Genomic DNA, 17,592 nt, shown 5'->3' with positions numbered 1-17,592 from the left:
GAATTCGGTATGACTTCAAGCAATCTGAGCAGCGCCGCCACTGGCGCCATGGGCGCAGCAGGCGGCATGGCCAATCTGAAGCTGGTGTTTCGTCGCTACAAGATCATTGCGCTGTTGATCGCCATTGCCATCATCTGGGGCTTCTTCAGCTTCATGACCGATGGCGGTTTCGTCACGCCGCGCAATCTCTCCAACCTGCTGCGCCAGATGTCGGTGACCGGCATCCTGGCCTGCGGCATGGTGCTGGTCATCATCGCCGGCGAAATCGACCTGTCGGTGGGTTCGCTGCTGGGCCTCTTGGGCGGCATCGCCGCGCTGCTGGACGTGAGCCACCACCTGCCGCTGGCGCTGAACCTGGTGCTGGCGCTGGGCTTCGGCCTCGGGCTGGGGCTGTTGAACGGCTACCTGACGGCTTATCTCGGCATCCCTTCCTTCATCGTCGGCCTGGGCGGCATGCTGGCCTTCCGCGGCATCCTGCTGGGCATCACCGGTGGCCTCACCATTGCGCCGGTGTCGGACAACATGGTCTATCTCGGCCAGGGCTACCTGCCGCCGCAGATCGGCATGGCGCTGGGCATTGCGCTGTTCGTGCTGGCGGTCGCGCTGACGTGGATGAGCCGCGTCAACCGCAGCCGCCATGGCCTGCCGCTGGCGGCGCTGTGGCGCGATGGCCTGAAGGTGCTGGTGATCGGCGCGGTGCTGCTGGCCTTCGTACGCACGCTCAACAGTTATGACGGCATCCCCGTGCCGGTGCTGCTGTTGCTGGCGCTGCTGGGCCTGTTCAGCTACGTGAGCACGCAGACCGTGTTTGGGCGCCGCATCTACTCGGTGGGCAGCAACATGGAAGCCACCCGTCTGTCGGGCGTGAACGTGCAGGCCGTCAAGCTGTGGGTGTTCGGCATCATGGGCCTGATGTGCGCGCTGGCCGGACTGGTCAATACGGCGCGCCTGGCGGCCGGGTCGCCCTCGGCGGGCAACATGGGCGAACTCGATGCGATTGCGGCCTGCTTCATCGGCGGCACTTCCATGCGCGGCGGCTCCGGCACCATCTATGGTGCCCTGATCGGCGCGCTGGTGATGGCCAGCCTCGACAACGGCATGTCCATGCTGGACGTGGGCACCTACTGGCAGATGATCGTCAAGGGCAGCATCCTGGTGCTGGCAGTGTGGGTCGATGTGAGTACCCGTTCTGGCCGCTGAGTACCGTAACACGCAAATCATTTATATCGTTTCTTGGCCGCACCAGCGTCCCATCCTATCCTCTGGAGTAATCAAGCATGACCGCAGCTACTACCCCCGTCTTCGAACACGCCCTCTATCGCAGCCTCGCCGGCAAGCGGGTCGTCATCACCGGCGGCGGCAGCGGCATCGGTGCAGCCTTGGTGGAAGCCTTCGCGGGACAAGGCGCGCAGGTGTGCTTCCTGGATATCGCCACCGAACCCTCGGAGGCACTGGTAGCCTCGCTCAAGGACGCTGCCATCACGCCGCGCTTCTTCCCCTGCAACCTGATGAACCTGGAAGCGCTGCGCGCCACTTTCACCGAGATCGAAACCGTCATGGGCGGCGTCGACATCCTCATCAACAACGCCGCCAACGATGACCGCCACAAGACCGAGGACGTCACCCCGGCCTACTGGGACGAGCGCCTGGCAGTCAACCTGCGCCATCAGTTCTTCTGCGCCCAGGCAGTGCTGCCGGGCATGCGCGAGCGCAAGCACGGCGTGGTCCTCAATTTCGGTTCGATCTCCTGGCACCTGGGCCTGCCCGACCTGACCCTGTACATGACTGCCAAGGCCGGCATCGAAGGCATGACCCATGGCATGGCGCGCGACTTCGGGCGCGATGGCGTGCGCGTCAATGCCATCATTCCGGGCGCCATCCGCACCCCGCGCCAGACCCTGCTGTGGCACACCCCCGAAGAAGAGGCAAAAATCCTGGCGGCGCAATGCCTGCCGACCCGCATCGATCCGCATGACGTCGCGGCGCTCGCGCTGTTCCTGTCCTCCGACAGCGGCGCCAAATGCACCGGGCGCGAATACTACGTCGATGCCGGCTGGCTGGGCGCGTAACTTATCCACATGCCTTTCGGCCCAGAGGACTCCATGAACAAGCCCAATGCCACTCCCCGTCGCTTCCGCTCCCAGGACTGGTTCGACAATCCCGACCACATCGACATGACCGCGCTCTACCTGGAGCGCTTCATGAACTACGGCATCACCGCCGAGGAACTGCGCTCGGGCCGTCCCATCATCGGCATCGCCCAGAGCGGCAGCGACATCAGCCCGTGCAATCGCATCCACCTGGAGCTGGCCAAGCGGGTGCGCGACGGCATCCGCGATGCGGGCGGGATTCCGATGGAGTTTCCGCTGCATCCCATCTTCGAGAACTGCCGCCGTCCCACCGCCGCCATCGACCGCAACCTGGCCTACCTGGGCCTGGTGGAAATCCTGCATGGCTATCCCATCGATGCCGTGGTGCTGACCACCGGCTGCGACAAGACCACGCCCTCGCAGATCATGGCGGCCGCTACCGTGGACATCCCGGCCATCGTGCTCTCCGGTGGTCCGATGCTCGATGGCTGGATGGATGGAGAACTGGTCGGTTCCGGTTCGGCCATCTGGAAAGGCCGCAAGCTGCTCTCGGCCGGCACCATCGACAACGAGAAATTCCTGGAGATCGCCGCTGCCTCCGCGCCCTCTTCCGGCCACTGCAACACCATGGGCACCGCCTCCACCATGAACGCCATGGCCGAGGCGCTGGGCATGTCGCTGACCGGCTGCTCGGCCATTCCCGCGCCCTATCGCGAGCGCGGCCAGATGGCCTATGAGACCGGCCGCCGCATCGTCGGCATGGCCTACGAAGACCTGCGCCCTTCGGCCATCCTGACGCGCGAAGCCTTCCTCGATGCCATCGTCGTCAACGCCGCCATCGGCGGATCCACCAATGCCCAGCCGCACATCATGGCCATGGCGCGCCATGCGGGTGTGGAATTGCATTCGGAAGACTGGATGCAATACGGTTACGACGTGCCGCTGCTCTTGAACATGCAGCCGGCCGGCAAATACCTGGGTGAGCGCTTCCACCGCGCCGGCGGCGTGCCGGCCATCATGTGGGAACTGCAGCAGGCCGGCAAGCTGCGTGCCGAACGCATCACCGCCACCGGCAAGACCATGGCCGAGAACCTGCAAGGCCGCCAGTCGCAGGATAGGGAAATGATTTACGCATTTTCCGCACCACTGCGCGAACGCGCCGGCTTCCTGGTGTTGAAGGGCAACCTGTTCGATTTCGCCATCATGAAGACCAGCGTCATCTCGCAAGCCTTCCGCGAACGCTATCTCAGCACGCCCGGCCAGGAAAACATCTTCGAATGCCGCGCCGTGGTCTTCGATGGTTCGGACGACTATCACGCCCGCATCAACGATTCGGCGCTGCAGATCGACGAGAACACCCTGCTGGCCATCCGTGGCGCTGGTCCCGTAGGCTGGCCCGGCTCGGCCGAGGTGGTCAACATGCAACCGCCAGATGCGCTCATCAAGCGCGGCGTATCGACCCTGCCCACGCTGGGCGACGGCCGCCAGTCGGGCACCTCCGACAGTCCGTCCATCCTCAACGCCTCGCCCGAGAGCGCCGTCGGGGGTGGCCTGGCCTACCTGCGCGATGGTGACCGGGTGCGCATCGACCTCAACACGGGAGAGTGCAACATGCTCATCAGCGAGGAAGAACTGGCGCGCCGCAAGAGCGAAGGCATCCCGCCGGTACCGCCCAGCCAGACACCCTGGCAGGAAATCTATCGCAACACGGTCGGCCAGCTGGAGACCGGCGCCTGCATGGAACTGGCCTTGAAGTACCAGGGCGTGGCGCAGACCCTGCCCCGGCACAATCACTGACATGCTGACCCTGCATCGTGAACTGCGCATGCCACCGGCCCCGGTGAGAAGGATCAAGGGACCGATGCGCATCGACGCGCACCAGCACTTCTGGCGCTACCGGTCCGAGGACTATCCCTGGATCGGTACCGGCATGGACCTGCTGGCGCAAGACCGCCTGCCCTACCAGTTCCAGCCACTGCTGGACGCGCAGGGCCTGCATGCGTCGATCACGGTGCAGGCCCGTCCGGGCCGCGAGGAAACCGGCTTCCTGCTGGAGATGGCGCGGCGTGATGCGCGCATCGCCGGTGTCATCGCCTGGGACGACATCGCCGCGCCGCAACTGGCCGAACGCATGGAGCAGTGGGGCCGGCCCAAGCTGCTGGGGCTGCGCCATCCCATGCAGGAGAGCGATGACGCCGACCTGCTGCTGGCCCGGCCGCAATTCCATCACGGCGTGCGCTGGCTGCAGGAGCGCGATTACGTGCTGGACGTGCTGGCCCATGAACGCCACCTGCCGCAACTGCGCCAGCTCTGCGCGCTGCATGACCAGCACTGGGTGGTCCTGAATCACCTCGGCAAGCCGGCCCTGAAGGAATTCCGCAAGGGCCGCGCCGCCTTCGAACGCTGGCGCCAGGAAATGCGCGAACTGACCGCCATGCCGCACGTGGCCTGCAAGATCTCGGGTCTGCTGACCGAGGCCGACTGGCTGCGCGGCCTGTGCACGCGCGACTTCGATCACATCGTGCAATGCCTCGATACGGCGCTCGAGCTGTTCGGTCCGCAACGCCTCATGTTTGGTTCGGACTGGCCTGTCTGTCTGCTCGCTGCCTCCTATGCACGGGTGGTGGCGGTGGTGCGCGAATGGGCCGCCAAACGTCTTTCTCCCGCCGACCAGGAGGCCTTGTGGGGCGAATCCTCGGCGCGGATTTATGGCCTGATGCCATAAGGTTTTCCCCGGATTCCTTTTCATTGCCAAGCGCAATTCACGGTGCGATATTGCACCGAGGGAAGTCTTGTCATGACAAGGTACGGGGAGACAAAAAATCAAACGCCTCAAACGCAACATGACCCTGATCATCTGCGCCCTGGCGCTGATGGCAGCCGTCATCACCAGTCTGGTGCTCTATCAGAGCTACAAGCAGATAGAACGCACCTCGGTCAACCACGCCTTGAACGTGGTGCGCATTGCGCAGCGCTCGATCTCGCGCAACATGGAACTGCTCTCGCTGGCGCTGGACAGCCTGGCCTGGCGCTATCGCCATACCCGGCTGCACAGCATGCCCGCGCAGCAGCAGCTGGAATTCCTCTTGGGCGAAAAGGTCGAGGCCAGCTATATCGCTGCCCAGGGCATCGTCAATGCCGAGGGCGAACTCGTGGTCGGCTCGCCGGTGCTGGACGAGATCATGCCCGGCCATTTTTCCGGACGCGATTTCTTCGACGTGCCACGCCAGGACGCGCGCAGCACCTTGTACGTCTCGCCACCGCTGGCGGTACGCATCGAACGGCGCGTCCACGTGATCGTGCTCTCCAAGCGCCTGGTGCACGCCGATGGCAGTTTTGCCGGCATCGCGTTCATGGTGCTGTACCTGGATTATTTCCGGCAGCTCTTCGAAGGCCTGTCACTGGACAAGAATGCCGTCATGTCGCTCTATTCCATGAATGGAGTGGCCTACATGCGCCAGCCCTACGACGAGGCCTTCATCGGATCGCAAGCAGGCCAGCTCGCGCATCTGCAGACCATGCTGTCGCCAGACTCACCCGCCGAAGGCAGCTATTTCGCGCGATCCCGGCAGGACGAGGTACAGCGCCTGTATGCCTATGTACGCATCCCGCAGAACCGCTGGGTGGTCTTCATCGGCCGGGCCAAGCATGAGCTGTTCGGCGAATGGACGCGCATGCTCTACGCGGTCGTGTTCCTGATGGCGGCCTTCAGCACCGCCAGCATCTATCTCATCAGCCGCCTGCGCGAAGAATTCTTTCGCCGCAGCAAGCTGGACCAGCAACTGGAAGAACAGGCCCGCACCGACAAACTGACCACCCTGCTGAACCGCCGCGCCCTGGACGAGGGCTTGCAGGCGGCGTGGCACAAAGCCCAGCGCAATGACACGGCGCGCTTTGCGGTGCTGTTTGCGGATGTGGATTTCTTCAAGCTCTACAACGATACCTACGGCCACAAGGCGGGCGATTATGCCCTGGTGGCGGTGGCCCGTTGCATCAAGGGGGCGGTCTCCCGGCATTGCGACCGGGCCGGACGCTATGGCGGGGAGGAATTCGTGGTGCTGCTCGACGAGGCCGATGCCGACGGCGCGCTGCATGTGGCCAAGCTGATCCTCACGGCGCTGCAGGCCCAGAAAATCCCGCACGAGCGCAGCCCTTTTGGCCGGCTCACCATCAGCATCGGCGTGGCCTGTCTGGACCGCAGCGTACACCGCAGCGTGGAGGAAGTGGTCAAGGCAGCCGACCAGGCTCTCTATCAGGCCAAGCGCGAAGGCCGCAATCGCGCACGGCTGTCCCAGGCGCCGGCCGAGATGGTGCCGGCAGGGTGGCAGTTCAGTTCAGCGAACAGTTGAGCCATTTGGCGATGCGCACGCCATCCAGGCGCGAGCCATCGGCGGTATCGCTGCCCAGCATGGTGACGATCACCGGACGGCGGTCATGCACCAGCAGGCGCAGCACCATGTTGTGGCCGGATTCGTTGATGAAGCCGGTCTTCTGCAACGAGGCATTGACCTGGCCATAGCGGATCAGGCGATTGGAATTGATGTATTGCAATTGCCCGCGGCCGATGTTGATCATCTTCTGCTTGTCCAGCGAGTCATTGCGGATGACCTGGTAGCGATTGGCCGCCTTGACCAGCTCGGCCAGCTCGCGCGGGGTCGAGACATTCTCGGGCGAGAGACCGGTACCATTCTCGAAATGGGTATGGCTCATGCCCAGCTCTTTGGCGCGCGCATTCATGGCCGCCACGAAGGCCGGACGGCCGCCCGGATAGTCGCGGCTGATGGCCGCCGCCGCCCGGTTCTCGGACGACATCAGCGCAATGTGCAGCATGTCCGCACGCGACAGGCTGGCGCCCACGTTCAGACGCGAATGGGTGAACTTGAGGTTGTCCAGATCGTCCTCGGTCACCTCCAGACGCTGGTTCATGGGCAGCGACTTCTGGTCCAGCCAGACGATGGCCGTCATCAGCTTGCTCACCGAGGCGATCGGCGCAACCGTATCGGGGTTGCGTTCAAAGAGCGGGGTGTTGGTCTCTTCATCGAGCACATACACGCCACGCGAGAAGATGTGGCGGCGCGAGGCTTCCGTGAAGCCGCAACGCGACAGCAGCTCCGGCTTGGTATTGGTGGTGACGGCTGCCGCCGGGGTGGCCACGGCGGCCGTCGTTGCCGCACCTGCTGCAGCGGCGGTGGCTGCCGCCGCATGGCCACGGCGACGGACATGGTGCGCGCTGCGCGCCGCCGGCGCCGCCGCCTTCTTGCGCACGCTGCGCTTGCGGCCCTTGGCACCGCTGGCAGCGGGACGATGCTTGCCCGCCGTGGAACCGGCGGCCTGGGCCTCGCTGACCTTGCCGGAAAGCGCCGTCAACACCAGCAGCAAGACGCTGCACATCAACAGGCGGGCCAGCACGCCGGCGCGGCGCAGGATCAACTGGAAAAAGCGTAAATCATTACCGGAACGGGACTGCTGCGTGCAAAACATCGTCGAAAACCTTGTCGGTGCGTTCATCCAAGACCGGCCATGATACGGAAACTTGGCTTTTGATGCAGCACCCTTCAGCTTCGTACAGCGATAAGCGAAGAAGATGACAAGGCGACAAGTCCCCAAGAGGAGCGCTCAACGGGCCATAATTTGCTTCCCTCGCTGCAACCGGCCGGCGCATAATCTGTCCATTCCCGGCCGGGGCAGGCTGCTTCCGGCGCACTCCCGTCTGACTGAACCCTTGATTTCTTCATGTCCAATCTCATCGTACACGGTGGCCGCCCGCTGCGCGGCGACATCATCCCTTCCGCCAACAAGAATGCCGTCCTCCCCATCCTCTGCGCCACGCTGCTGACCGACCAGCCGCTGCGGCTGATCGGCATTCCCGAGATCACCGACGTCAAGAAGATCCTGGAGATCTTCCGTGTGCTGGGCAGCGAGGTGAAGGTGGACTATGCCAGCGGCGTGCTGGAACTGCATCACCGCGATACCCGTTTCGATCCCAAGGTCCACCATCTGCCGGAGGAAATGCGTTCCTCCATCATGCTGGTTCCGCCGCTCCTGGCGCGCTTCGGCGTGGCGCGGCTGGAAAACGACGTCAAGGGCTGCACCCTGGGCGTGCGCGAAATCGATCCGCACGTCGAGGTGTTCCAGCGCTTTGGCGCCCAGGTCGAAAGCAGCCCCGATTCGCTCATCATCCGCACGCCCGGGCGCATGCAGTCCAACCATCACTGGCTGGACTATGCCTCGGTCACCACCACCGAGAACTTCGTGCTCTGCGCTGCTGCGGCCGAGGGCGAATCGGTGCTCACCAATGCAGCTTCCGAACCGCACGTGCAGGAGTTCTGCCGTTTCATGGCGATGATGGGCGTGCAGATCGAGGGCATCGGCACCTCGCGCGTGACCGTGCGCGGCGGCGGGCGGCTGGGCGGCGGCGAATTCCGCTTCGATGAAGACTTCCACGAGATCGCCACCTTCCTCGCCATGGGCGCCATCACCGGTGGCCAGGTGCGGGTGCGCAACAGCGCGCCCCAACAGTTCCCGCTGATCGACCGCACCTTCGCCAAGTTCGGGGTGGAAGTGGTGCATGAAAACGGCTGGTCGCACACGCGCCAGAACGGCCCGCTCAAAGTCGTCAAACCCTTCACCAGCAACATCCTGACCAAGGTGGAAGCCGCGCCCTGGCCGTATCTGCCGGTGGACCTGCTGCCCATCTTCATCGCGCTGGGCGTCAAGGCCGAGGGCAACACCATGTTCTGGAACAAGATCTACGACGGTGCCATGGGCTGGAGCAGCGAACTCTCCAAGTTCGGCGCCCACGTGTTCCTGGGCGATCCCCATCGCCTGATCACCTTCGGCGGGCTGCCGCTCTCTCCTGCCTCGGTGGAGAGCCCCTACATCATCCGCGTGGCCATTGCCCTGTTCATGGTGGCCGCCAGCATCGAGGGCCGCTCCGAAATCCGCAATGCGCTGCCGATCCGCCGCGCCCACCCCAAGTTCGTGGAAAACCTGCGTTCGCTGGGGGCCGTGGTGGATTGGGTCGAGGAAGACTGAAGAGGTTTCCGTTCGCCGGCAGGTGCCAGGAAACTGCCAGCAGCTTCCATCATGCAAGAGGCCTGTTCGCCGCACGGGAGGCCGCTCCCGTATCGCGGTTTTTTTGCGTATCCGAAGTGCGCGCAGCGTTGGACATCGCGCGCCTCCATTTCCCTTGGGCAAGGCAATTTCTGATCGCTTTCCGATTTCTTTTGCTTCATTTCCGAGCCCCTCCAACCACCCTTTGAAGGCTTTCAAAATACCTGCTTCTTGGTGGAGAAAATCGAATTTTTTCGAGAGATCAAGCCGCAGCAGCCCCGCATAATTTCCGCCGTTAATCTACGCCGTGGCGGAAATTCAGGTCACGCGGGCCGGTGCGAGAGACCCACAGAAAATCAGACAAGGGTCATCGTTCCGGTTTGCGAACCTCGCTGCATCACTCCTCCACCGGGACAGGCTTCGCCCCACTGATCCGAGAGCAGACCTTTCATCCGGACAGTCCTGTCTCAACCGCACTGATCGTCGAGCCACTGCCCTCCCGGGCCGCGGCCGGGGGATCTTGCGCCTTGCGGTTGGCGTAGTCGTGATCAACATGCCTGCCGGACGATGCGATCCGGCATGCCTTCTACGATAGAGCAGCCAACATGAGCGTTACCGTATTGAACCTGACCGAGGCCAGCACCCTGCTGCGCACCATCAACAAGCGCGACATCAAGGATGTGCGCGCCATCGAAGGCGATCTGGCCCTGGTGCTGGAAAGCGGCCACAAGATCATCATCAGCCGGGGCGCCGTGGCGGCCGTGAATTCGCCGCAGCTGGTCCTGGAATTCGCCGACGGCGACGTGGCCCTGGGTGATGCCTTCGAAAAACTGAATCACATCGAAGTCCCGGCCAACACCAGCGCCGCCTTCACCTCCCAGGAAACCGCGCGCTATGGCATCAAGCGCGTGGTCAAGGGTAAAGCCGCCAGGAAAGACAAGGACACGGATGAAGAGCAAACCGACGCCAAGCCGGAGATCGCAGAGGGCAAGCCTGCCGATGCACTGGCCAGCGAAGGCAGCCTGAAACTGAACCAGCAGGCCGATGCCGGCGACCTGGTCCTGAAACCGGCCAACGCCTCTTCTGTGGTGACCGAGAGCAGCGCCGGCAGCGCTGCCGACAATGGTGGCAGCAGCGGCATCTCCTGGCCCGTGATCGCGGGCGGCGTGGGCTTGCTGGCTGCTGCGGCCGGTGGCGGTGGTGGTGGCGGAGGAGGGGGCGGCTCGTCCCCGGCACCTGGCAACACTGGGAACACTGGAAACGGTGCGAACAGTGGCAGCGGCAGCACCAGCCCCACGCCGCCCAAATCGCCTGCCACGCTCACCGGCTCGACAGCCCTGGGGCCGCTCAACAATGCCACCATCACCGCCTACGACGGCCAGGGCAACGTCCTCGGCAAGTCCGTGCCGGTGATCAATGGCCGCTATTCGCTGGTGCTGGACCGGCCCGACTACCGGGGCCTGATCCTGCTGGCCGTGCGCGACAATACCCCGGGCGTGGCCGACAACTTCGCCGATGAAGCCACGTTGCGCATCACCGACCTGGGCAACACCGTACTGCGCTCGGCCGTGATGGCCGATGGCAGCAACCAGACCATCAACGTCACCGCCCTGACCGAACTGGCCGTGCTCAAGGCGGGCCTGACGGTGGCGACCGATGGCACCGGGTTGTCATTGGATCTGAACGCCGGCCAGCCTGGCGTACAGACGACCCGCACCCGCTACATCAACTCGAGTGCCAAGCTCGCCTTTGATACGGCGGGGGGAGAACGCTTCCTGGACAACGTGGTCGTGCCCCCCTCGGCCTCGACCACGGCCGAGATCCAGTTGCGCTTCCCCGGGTTCGACGAGAGCAACAGGAATGATTTTGTCCACTTCGCCGACAGCTTCACCTTTAGCCCGGCCCGGCCCAGTGTCTTCTTCGGCAAAATCAGCGGGATCAACATGTTGTGGTTCACGCCTGCCGACAAACCCGGACTGACGGTGCTCAGAAAACAGCAGGACGGCGGCACCCTCACCGGGGCGGAAGTCAAGGCCATCCTGGAAGCCATCGCCATCCGCGTCGGCAATCCGGCAGCCAGTGTGGAACGCAGCATGGAGATTACGCTGGTCACTTCCACGGGATTTGGCACGACCTCGCGCGCCACGCTGATCCTCGACACCCAGGCCCCGGTCCTGGACCTGGACGCCAACACCCCCGGCGTGCAGGTGCGCAGCAGCAAGTCCATCACGCAGGGCGATGCCATGAACGGCGTCAAGCTGTTCAGCAGCGAAGTGGCCGCACCGGTTGCCAAGGACATCGCCTTCATTCGCCTGACCCTGACCAGCGCCTTTGAGAGCGTCAACGACAACCTGATCCTGGGCAATGAGCGCTACACCGTGCGCAGCGACTTCGACTTCCGTGGCAGCCTGGGCGATGTCAGCGGCGTGGAAGTGCATTACGTGGCCAGCACGCACATCGCCACAATCAGCCGCACCGGTGGCGCCCCGCTGGACGGGCTGCAGGTGAAGGCCATTCTGGAGGCAATGAAGTACCGCTTCCTGCAGGTCGGCGGGGTACGCACCATGACCGTCGAAGTGGTGGACCAGGCCAGCAATGTGGCCCGGGGCGAAGTGGTACTGTCGATGGACAACACCGTGCCGGCCCAGCTGAGCACGGCCTTGCTGCCAGGCACGCAGAAGGCCTTCGGGATGGCGAAGATGGAAGACATCTTCGGCAGCGCGTTTTCCCCCCCGACCAACCCGCACAACCTGACCAAGAACGAAGGTGTGGTCACGCCGCTACCTTCGGGCTTTACCACTGCGGCCAGCTTCCTGGCAGCCATCCGTGGCATCTCGGCCGAATGGGGCGGCACCGCCATTGTGGGTGATCCCAACAGGAGCAACCCCAACCTGAGGAGCTACAACCTCTTCGACCAGGCGCTCAACCCCGGACAGGAACTGGCCGTGATGCAGCAAAGCGGCCGCGACGTGCTGGGCAGCTGGCTCAGTTTCACGCTGCAGCGACAGACCAACAAGCCGGCCGATGATGTCTTCATCAATCACCTGGGCAGCTACGTCCTGAACAACCTCGATCTGTACCGGTCCGAGACGGCCAGGGACAAGAGCCGCACCGGCATCGACCTGGCCAGGGTCGGCCTGCTCTACCAGATCGACACGGGCAGCCCCAACAAGACCCCGACCATCCAGGTCGGCTATGACGGCAGCAGTGCCGCCGTGGGCGACGTGGTGGCGCTCTTCGAGGGCAGCACCCTGCTGGCGCGCAAGGTCTTGACGAGTGCCGACGTCGGCGGCGGCAACAAGACGGTGAACCTGACGGTGGCGCAAAGCCTGGCCCCGGGCGAGCATGACATCGTGGCGCGCTATACCGATACGGCAGGCAATACCGTCAGCGGTCCTGCACGGCACGTCTCGGTGCGGCCTGACGGTGATCCGGTGACCCTCACCGAACTGGGCGTACGCAGCAGCAAGCAGGCGCCCGCTACAGTGCAGGCGCTCAATGCGTCGGAGAACCGCTATGCCGTGCTCAACGATCTCGATCCTTCGGAAAACGCGGGCCATTCAGCGAGCGGCCCGGTGTTCTCCGGCAAGGTCGGCGGCGGACGCGAGAGCGACCGTTACGTGGTGACCATCGAGATGGGCGGCAAGGTGCTGGCCTTCGACGAAGTGGCTGCGGGCGACTTCTCGATCAGCCTGCCGGCCGGCTCACTGCCGCCCGGGCTGTACAACGACGTCACCGTCACGGCCTCGCGCTCGGCCGGCAGCGGCCTGGGGCAAAGTACGGCGGTGCAGGGCCTGAAGCTGGGCTGGTACTGGGCGGCGCAACTGGCGGGCGATATCGTAGGCGGCAATGGCAATGACGAGATCGCACTCGGATCGACCCGCTTCAGTACGGCGACCTTCGTGCAGACCGGCGCCGGTCAGGACAAGGTGATCGTCGGGTCCTTCGGCCGCACCGACAACCTGGCCGCGACCATCGGCGATTTCACGCTGGGCGTGGACAAGGTGGAGGTCTTCAACCAGACCCTCAGCCAGGCCAACCTGTCGCGATTCGTGACGGCCTCGGCCGGCGCCAATCCCAACGACACGCGCCTGGTGATCGATCTGGATGGTGCCGGCCCGGGAACGCAGACCTACACCCTGATGTTGCACAACGTGGTGTACAACAGCGTCAATACCGCCACCATCTTTGGCGTGTAACGGCAGCAAGGTAACCTGCAGGACGTGCCAAGCATCATGGCCGCCCTGCGGCAATCATTCCTGCAGGTTATCGATGGCAAAACAAAAGCAAATAGTCCCTGGTTGCCCGCATCGCTAGACTCCTTGCCACAGGACCATCACGCCCGGTTCCTCCTGAGCCGGGCGTGATGGCTTCCGACAATGAAAAACCAAGGAGACCCATGCTAAGCAGAAGACATTTCCTGGCCGGCAGCCTGCTGGCCTGCAGCGGCCTGCGCGGCGCCCTGGCGCAAAGCGTACCCAATTCAGCAGGGGAGCGGCCACCCCGGCTGGCGGCCCCGGCACTGAGCTGCGACAGCCATCACCACATCTACGATGCGCGCTTCCCGGTCTCGCCACACTGGCGCGGCGGCCGGCCGGATGGCGCCACCGTGGCCGACTATCGCCTGCTCATGGCCAAGCTGGGCATCGCCCGCCATGTGGTGGTGCAGCCCTCCACCTATGGCAGCGACAATCGCTGCCTGCTCGACGCGCTGGGCCAGTTTGGCCCGAATGCACGCGGCATCGTGGTCATCGAGGATGACGTGCCGGTGTCGGCCTTGCAGGAGATGCACCAGCTGGGTGTGCGCGGCGTGCGCGTGAACTTTCTGTCCCCCCAGACCTGGGGCGTGACCACCGTGGAGCGGCTGCGCCGTACCGCTGAACGGATCGCGCCGCTGGGCTGGCATGTGCAGGTGCTGATGTCGGGACAACAGATTGCCGACCATGAAACCGTGCTGGCCAGACTACCCACGCCGGTGGTGATCGATCACCTGGGGCGCATCCCGCAGCCGGCCGGTCTGGATCATCCGGGTGCGCAAGCCATCCTGCGCCTGCTGCAGCAGGGCCGCACCTGGATCAAGCTGTCCGAAGCCTATGCCGATACCTTGCAGGGGCCGCCCGACTATCCCGATACCAGCACCCTGGCACGCGCCTTTGTGCAGGCTGCGCCGCAGCGTGCAATCTGGGGCAGCGACTGGCCTCATCCGACCGAGAAGATCAAGCCCGATGACGCCGTGCTGTTCGATCTGCTGGCCGCCTGGGCGCCTGATGCCGCCACCCGCGAGCAGATCCTGGTGCACAATCCGGCCACCCTGTTCGGCTTCACCTGATCCCACCTTGCCGTACAACGCAAAAAGCCGCCTGCTTGTGCAAGGCGGCTTTTTGTCGGGTAGTGCGCGGCGGCTGGTCAGTGCGCCGCAGGCTTGGCCGTCGCCGCTGCCGTGGCGGCCGGTGCACGCGACTTGCGCGACAGCACCAGCAAGATCGCCACGCTCAATGCCGACAAGCCCACCAGCGGCAGCAGCGCCAGCGCAAAGCTGCCGGTGGCGTCCTTGACCCAGCCGTAGACGTTGACCATCAGGCCGCCGCCGATGAGGTTGGAGACCGCATTGATCCCGGCCAGGCCGGCAGCGACCGAACCGGTGGCCAGCCAGTTGGTGGCCATGGCCCAGAACGGTCCCTTGAAGCAATAGGCACCGATCAATACCAGGGTCAGCATCAACACTACCGGAATCAGCGAATGGATCAGCGTGGCGCACGCCAGGCCGCCACCGATGAGCATGAGCGGGATGGCGGTATGCCAGCGGCGTTCACCACTGCGGTCCGAATGACGTCCCCACCACACCATCAGCACCGAGGCGATCAGGTAAGGGATGGAGTTGACCAGTCCGGTCTGCATCACCGACAGGCCGAAGGACTTGAGCAACTGCGGCTGCCAGACGTTGAGGACCGAACCGGCCGCTGAGGCACAGGCGCACACCAGGGCCATGCCCCACACATGCGGCTGGCTGAACAGCTTCCACAGCGGGATGTGCTGTTTGACGGTACGGCTTGCGGCCTCGCGCTCCATGGTAGCGACCAGCCAGTTGCGCTGGCGCTCATCGAGCCAGCGGGCCTGCGCCGGACGATCGGTCAGGAACATCAGGCAGACCACACCCAGCAGTACCGTCGGCAAGCCTTCCAGCAGGAACAGCCAGTGCCAGCCGCGCAGCCCGCCGATGCCATCCATCTGCAACAGCAAGGCCGACACCGGCGAGGCCACGAAGCTGGCCGCCGGAATGGCGACCATGAACAACGCCACCATGCGGGCCCGGTAAGCCGAAGGCACCCAGTAAGTCAGGTACAGCACCACGCCGGGAAAGAAACCGGCCTCGGCCGCCCCCAGGATGAAGCGCACCACGTACAGCGAATGGGGGCCCTGCACCAGGGCGGTACTGGAAGAAATCAGGCCCCAGGTGATCATGATGCGCGCCAGCCACTTGCGGGCACCAAACTTCTGCAGTGCCAGGTTGCTGGGTACCTCGAAGATGAAGTAGGCGATGAAGAAGAGGCTGCTGGCAAAGCCGAACATCTTGGGCGAGAGCCCGATGTCGTGATTCATCTGCAGCGCGGCCATGCCGATGTTGCCGCGATCGATGAAGGCGAACAGGTAGCACAGCATCAGGAAGGGCAACAAACGCCAGGTCACTTTGCGGACGGTTTCCCGTTCCAGCTGCTTTTCGTCTTGGATGGTCTCCATGTCTCTCTCGCGGAAGCGGGCGCCGCCTGTCTCGGCGGCTGGCCCGTAGTCATGATGGATCAGGCAGGCTGGGCCTGGGCATTCAACACGGCCAGGATGTTGCTGGCCGCACCGGTGCCCATGGCGATATAGGCGTCCGTGGTCACGCCACCGATATGCGGGCTCAGGATCGCATTGCCGACCTGCTGCAGCGGATGGGGTGCTGCAAACGGTTCCTTCTCGAAGCTGTCCAGACCGGCTGCGCGCAGCTTGCCCGAGCCCAGTGCAGCGATCAGGGCCTGCTCGTCGATCAGGCCACCGCGTGCGGTGTTGACCAGGATGGCACCATCCTTCATGCGCGCCAGCGACTGCGCATTGATCATATGCTTGTTTTCGGCCGTCAGCGGACAATGCAGCGACACCACGTCGGAACCCGCCAGCAGGGTATCCAGATCGACCAGTTGCACGCCCTGCGGTGCTTCCTTGGCAAAGGGATCATAGGCCAGCACCGGCATGCCCAGTGCCACCGCGACCGCAGCCACGCGGCGGCCGATGGCGCCAAAGCCCACCAGGCCCAGCGTGCGCCCTTGCAGCTCCAGGCTCTTGTGGGTGGACTTGTCCCAATGGCCCTCGCGCATCCGACGATCCAGACCGACCACGTTCTTGGCGCAGGCCATGATCAGCGCCCAGGTATGCTCGGCCACGGCCGGGGCATTGGCACCGGCGGCAGCCTTGACGGCGATCCCGCGCTGCTGGGCGGCCTGGCTGTCGATGGTGTCGATGCCGGTACCGTGCTTGGAGATCACGCGCAGCGCCGGGCTGGCATCCATCACGCGCGCACTGACACCACCGTAGCGCACGATGATGGCCACTGGCTGATGCTGTTGTGCCAGCTGCACCAGGTCATCCTCGCTCGGCTTGGCGCCAGCGTAGACCAGCTGGTAATCGCGCAGGATATCGACGGCGGCTTGCGCCAGGTCCACCCCGGTGACGATGATCACTTCCTTCTTGCCGGCGCTCACAGCGATTCTCCCTCGGCCAGCACGCCACCCTTGCGCAACGCGCCTTCCAGCCAGGTCGGACGCAGCGGGCCACCGCCACGGATTTCGGTCAGGCGCCTGGTTTCGTCAGCCACCTTCTTGGCGGCAGCGGCCAGCAGCGAGGGGGCCTTTTCACGCTCGACCACCACCACGCCATCGGCATCACCCACGATCAGGTCGCCCGGCTGCACGGCGGTACCGCCCACCGAGATCGGCCAGTTGACGCGGCCGGCGATATTCTTGGTGGGACCATTGGGATTGGCACCCACCGCATAGACCGGGAAGCCGATCTCGCGCAGCGCTTCGGTATCGCGCACCGAACCGTAGATGATGATGCCGGCCAGGCCGCTGGCCTTGCATTGCGAGACCATGATCTCGCCCATCAGTGCGCAGGTCTCATCGCCCTTGCCATCGATGACCAGCACATCGCCCGGTTTGGCGATGGCCATGGCGGCGTGGATCATCAGGTTGTCGCCAGGGCGCACTTCCACCGTCAGCGCCGGACCGGCCACGCGCATGGAAGGCGACAGCGGCGCCACGCGGCTGCACAGGGTGCCACGGCGACCGGCCACGTCGGCCAGAATGGAGGCGGCAAATTCCGAAGCCTGGGCCACGATGGCAGCATCGACACGTTCGAAGTCGCGGATGAAATCGGGTTGGGTGCTCATGATGATCCTTTACTTTAAGTTAAC

At 64.4% G+C, this 17,592-nt stretch carries 12 protein-coding genes; 8 read left to right on the top strand and 4 right to left on the bottom strand.

All coding sequences use genetic code 11. The features are described from left to right. Positions 1-9: 9 nt before the first annotated feature. The 5 genes from ACVC5H_RS02110 (at position 10) to ACVC5H_RS02090 (ending at position 6,439) form a co-directional block, all read left to right on the top strand. Positions 10-1,200 (top strand): sugar ABC transporter permease, encoded by a 1,191-nt coding sequence (locus ACVC5H_RS02110; protein ID WP_489620773.1) that lies wholly within the window; start codon positions 10-12, stop codon positions 1,198-1,200. A 77-nt stretch (positions 1,201-1,277) separates the two neighbouring features. After that, positions 1,278-2,069 carry a D-xylose 1-dehydrogenase gene (xylB, locus tag ACVC5H_RS02105; protein WP_489620772.1) on the top strand — a complete coding sequence of 264 codons (792 nt, stop codon included), beginning with the start codon at positions 1,278-1,280 and terminating at the stop codon, positions 2,067-2,069. Between the two features lie 33 nt (positions 2,070-2,102). Then, entirely contained in the window at positions 2,103-3,887 is a 1,785-nt protein-coding gene (locus ACVC5H_RS02100) for an IlvD/Edd family dehydratase (RefSeq protein WP_489620771.1), read from the top strand. A gap of 1 nt (position 3,888) precedes the next feature. Beyond that, positions 3,889-4,815, top strand: coding sequence for an L-fucono-1,5-lactonase (locus ACVC5H_RS02095; RefSeq protein WP_489620770.1), 927 nt, complete (start codon positions 3,889-3,891; stop codon positions 4,813-4,815). Positions 4,816-4,933: 118 nt separating this feature from the next. Next, on the top strand, positions 4,934-6,439 hold the full coding sequence (locus ACVC5H_RS02090) for a sensor domain-containing diguanylate cyclase (RefSeq protein WP_489620769.1): 1,506 nt from the start codon (positions 4,934-4,936) through the stop codon (positions 6,437-6,439). Here the strand turns inward: ACVC5H_RS02090 and ACVC5H_RS02085 are convergent. Continuing rightward, positions 6,420-7,571 (bottom strand): serine hydrolase, encoded by a 1,152-nt coding sequence (locus ACVC5H_RS02085; protein WP_489620768.1) that lies wholly within the window; start codon positions 7,569-7,571, stop codon positions 6,420-6,422. The two genes, ACVC5H_RS02090 and ACVC5H_RS02085, sit on opposite strands and share 20 nt — an antisense overlap. A 252-nt stretch (positions 7,572-7,823) precedes the next feature. Here ACVC5H_RS02085 and ACVC5H_RS02080 point away from each other — a divergent pair, with 252 nt between their 5' ends. The 3 genes from ACVC5H_RS02080 to ACVC5H_RS02070 all read left to right on the top strand — a co-directional run bounded on the left by ACVC5H_RS02080 (position 7,824) and on the right by ACVC5H_RS02070 (position 14,472). Beyond that, complete coding sequence (locus ACVC5H_RS02080) at positions 7,824-9,125, top strand: UDP-N-acetylglucosamine 1-carboxyvinyltransferase (RefSeq protein ID WP_489620767.1); 1,302 nt, start codon at positions 7,824-7,826, stop codon at positions 9,123-9,125. Positions 9,126-9,748: 623 nt separating this feature from the next. Beyond that, positions 9,749-13,342, top strand: coding sequence for a hypothetical protein (locus ACVC5H_RS02075; RefSeq protein ID WP_489620766.1), 3,594 nt, complete (start codon positions 9,749-9,751; stop codon positions 13,340-13,342). A 200-nt stretch (positions 13,343-13,542) separates the two neighbouring features. Continuing rightward, complete coding sequence (locus ACVC5H_RS02070) at positions 13,543-14,472, top strand: amidohydrolase family protein (protein ID WP_489620765.1); 930 nt, start codon at positions 13,543-13,545, stop codon at positions 14,470-14,472. Between the two features lie 77 nt (positions 14,473-14,549). Here ACVC5H_RS02070 and ACVC5H_RS02065 read toward each other — a convergent pair whose 3' ends face one another. From ACVC5H_RS02065 to ACVC5H_RS02055, 3 genes are read right to left on the bottom strand one after another with little or no spacing between them, the layout of a single operon-like run. Further along, positions 14,550-15,881 (bottom strand): MFS transporter, encoded by a 1,332-nt coding sequence (locus ACVC5H_RS02065; RefSeq protein ID WP_489620764.1) that lies wholly within the window; start codon positions 15,879-15,881, stop codon positions 14,550-14,552. 59 nt (positions 15,882-15,940) lie between these two features. Further along, complete coding sequence (locus ACVC5H_RS02060) at positions 15,941-16,882, bottom strand: hydroxyacid dehydrogenase (RefSeq protein WP_489620763.1); 942 nt, start codon at positions 16,880-16,882, stop codon at positions 15,941-15,943. Further along, the gene (locus ACVC5H_RS02055; protein WP_489620762.1) at positions 16,879-17,568 is read right to left on the bottom strand and encodes an RraA family protein; all 690 of its coding nucleotides are present in this window, start codon (positions 17,566-17,568) and stop codon (positions 16,879-16,881) included. Before ACVC5H_RS02055 ends, ACVC5H_RS02060 begins: the two co-directional genes overlap by 4 nt. Between the last annotated feature and the right edge of the window lie 24 nt (positions 17,569-17,592).

This window comes from Herbaspirillum sp. Her3 (genome assembly GCF_057961275.1).
This window is presented reverse-complemented; position numbering and strand designations above follow the sequence as displayed.

Bases quoted from the DNA above. Each gene is read 5' to 3' on its own strand.
- ACVC5H_RS02110 (WP_489620773.1), top strand. From the start codon at position 10: ATGACTTCAAGCAATCTGAGCAGCGCCGCCACTGGCGCCATGGGCGCA.
- xylB (WP_489620772.1), top strand. From the start codon at position 1,278: ATGACCGCAGCTACTACCCCCGTCTTCGAACACGCCCTCTATCGCAGC.
- ACVC5H_RS02100 (WP_489620771.1), top strand. From the start codon at position 2,103: ATGAACAAGCCCAATGCCACTCCCCGTCGCTTCCGCTCCCAGGACTGG.
- ACVC5H_RS02095 (WP_489620770.1), top strand. From the start codon at position 3,889: ATGCTGACCCTGCATCGTGAACTGCGCATGCCACCGGCCCCGGTGAGA.
- ACVC5H_RS02090 (WP_489620769.1), top strand. From the start codon at position 4,934: ATGACCCTGATCATCTGCGCCCTGGCGCTGATGGCAGCCGTCATCACC.
- ACVC5H_RS02085 (WP_489620768.1), bottom strand. From the start codon at position 7,571: ATGTTTTGCACGCAGCAGTCCCGTTCCGGTAATGATTTACGCTTTTTC.
- ACVC5H_RS02080 (WP_489620767.1), top strand. From the start codon at position 7,824: ATGTCCAATCTCATCGTACACGGTGGCCGCCCGCTGCGCGGCGACATC.
- ACVC5H_RS02075 (WP_489620766.1), top strand. From the start codon at position 9,749: ATGAGCGTTACCGTATTGAACCTGACCGAGGCCAGCACCCTGCTGCGC.
- ACVC5H_RS02070 (WP_489620765.1), top strand. From the start codon at position 13,543: ATGCTAAGCAGAAGACATTTCCTGGCCGGCAGCCTGCTGGCCTGCAGC.
- ACVC5H_RS02065 (WP_489620764.1), bottom strand. From the start codon at position 15,881: ATGGAGACCATCCAAGACGAAAAGCAGCTGGAACGGGAAACCGTCCGC.
- ACVC5H_RS02055 (WP_489620762.1), bottom strand. From the start codon at position 17,568: ATGAGCACCCAACCCGATTTCATCCGCGACTTCGAACGTGTCGATGCT.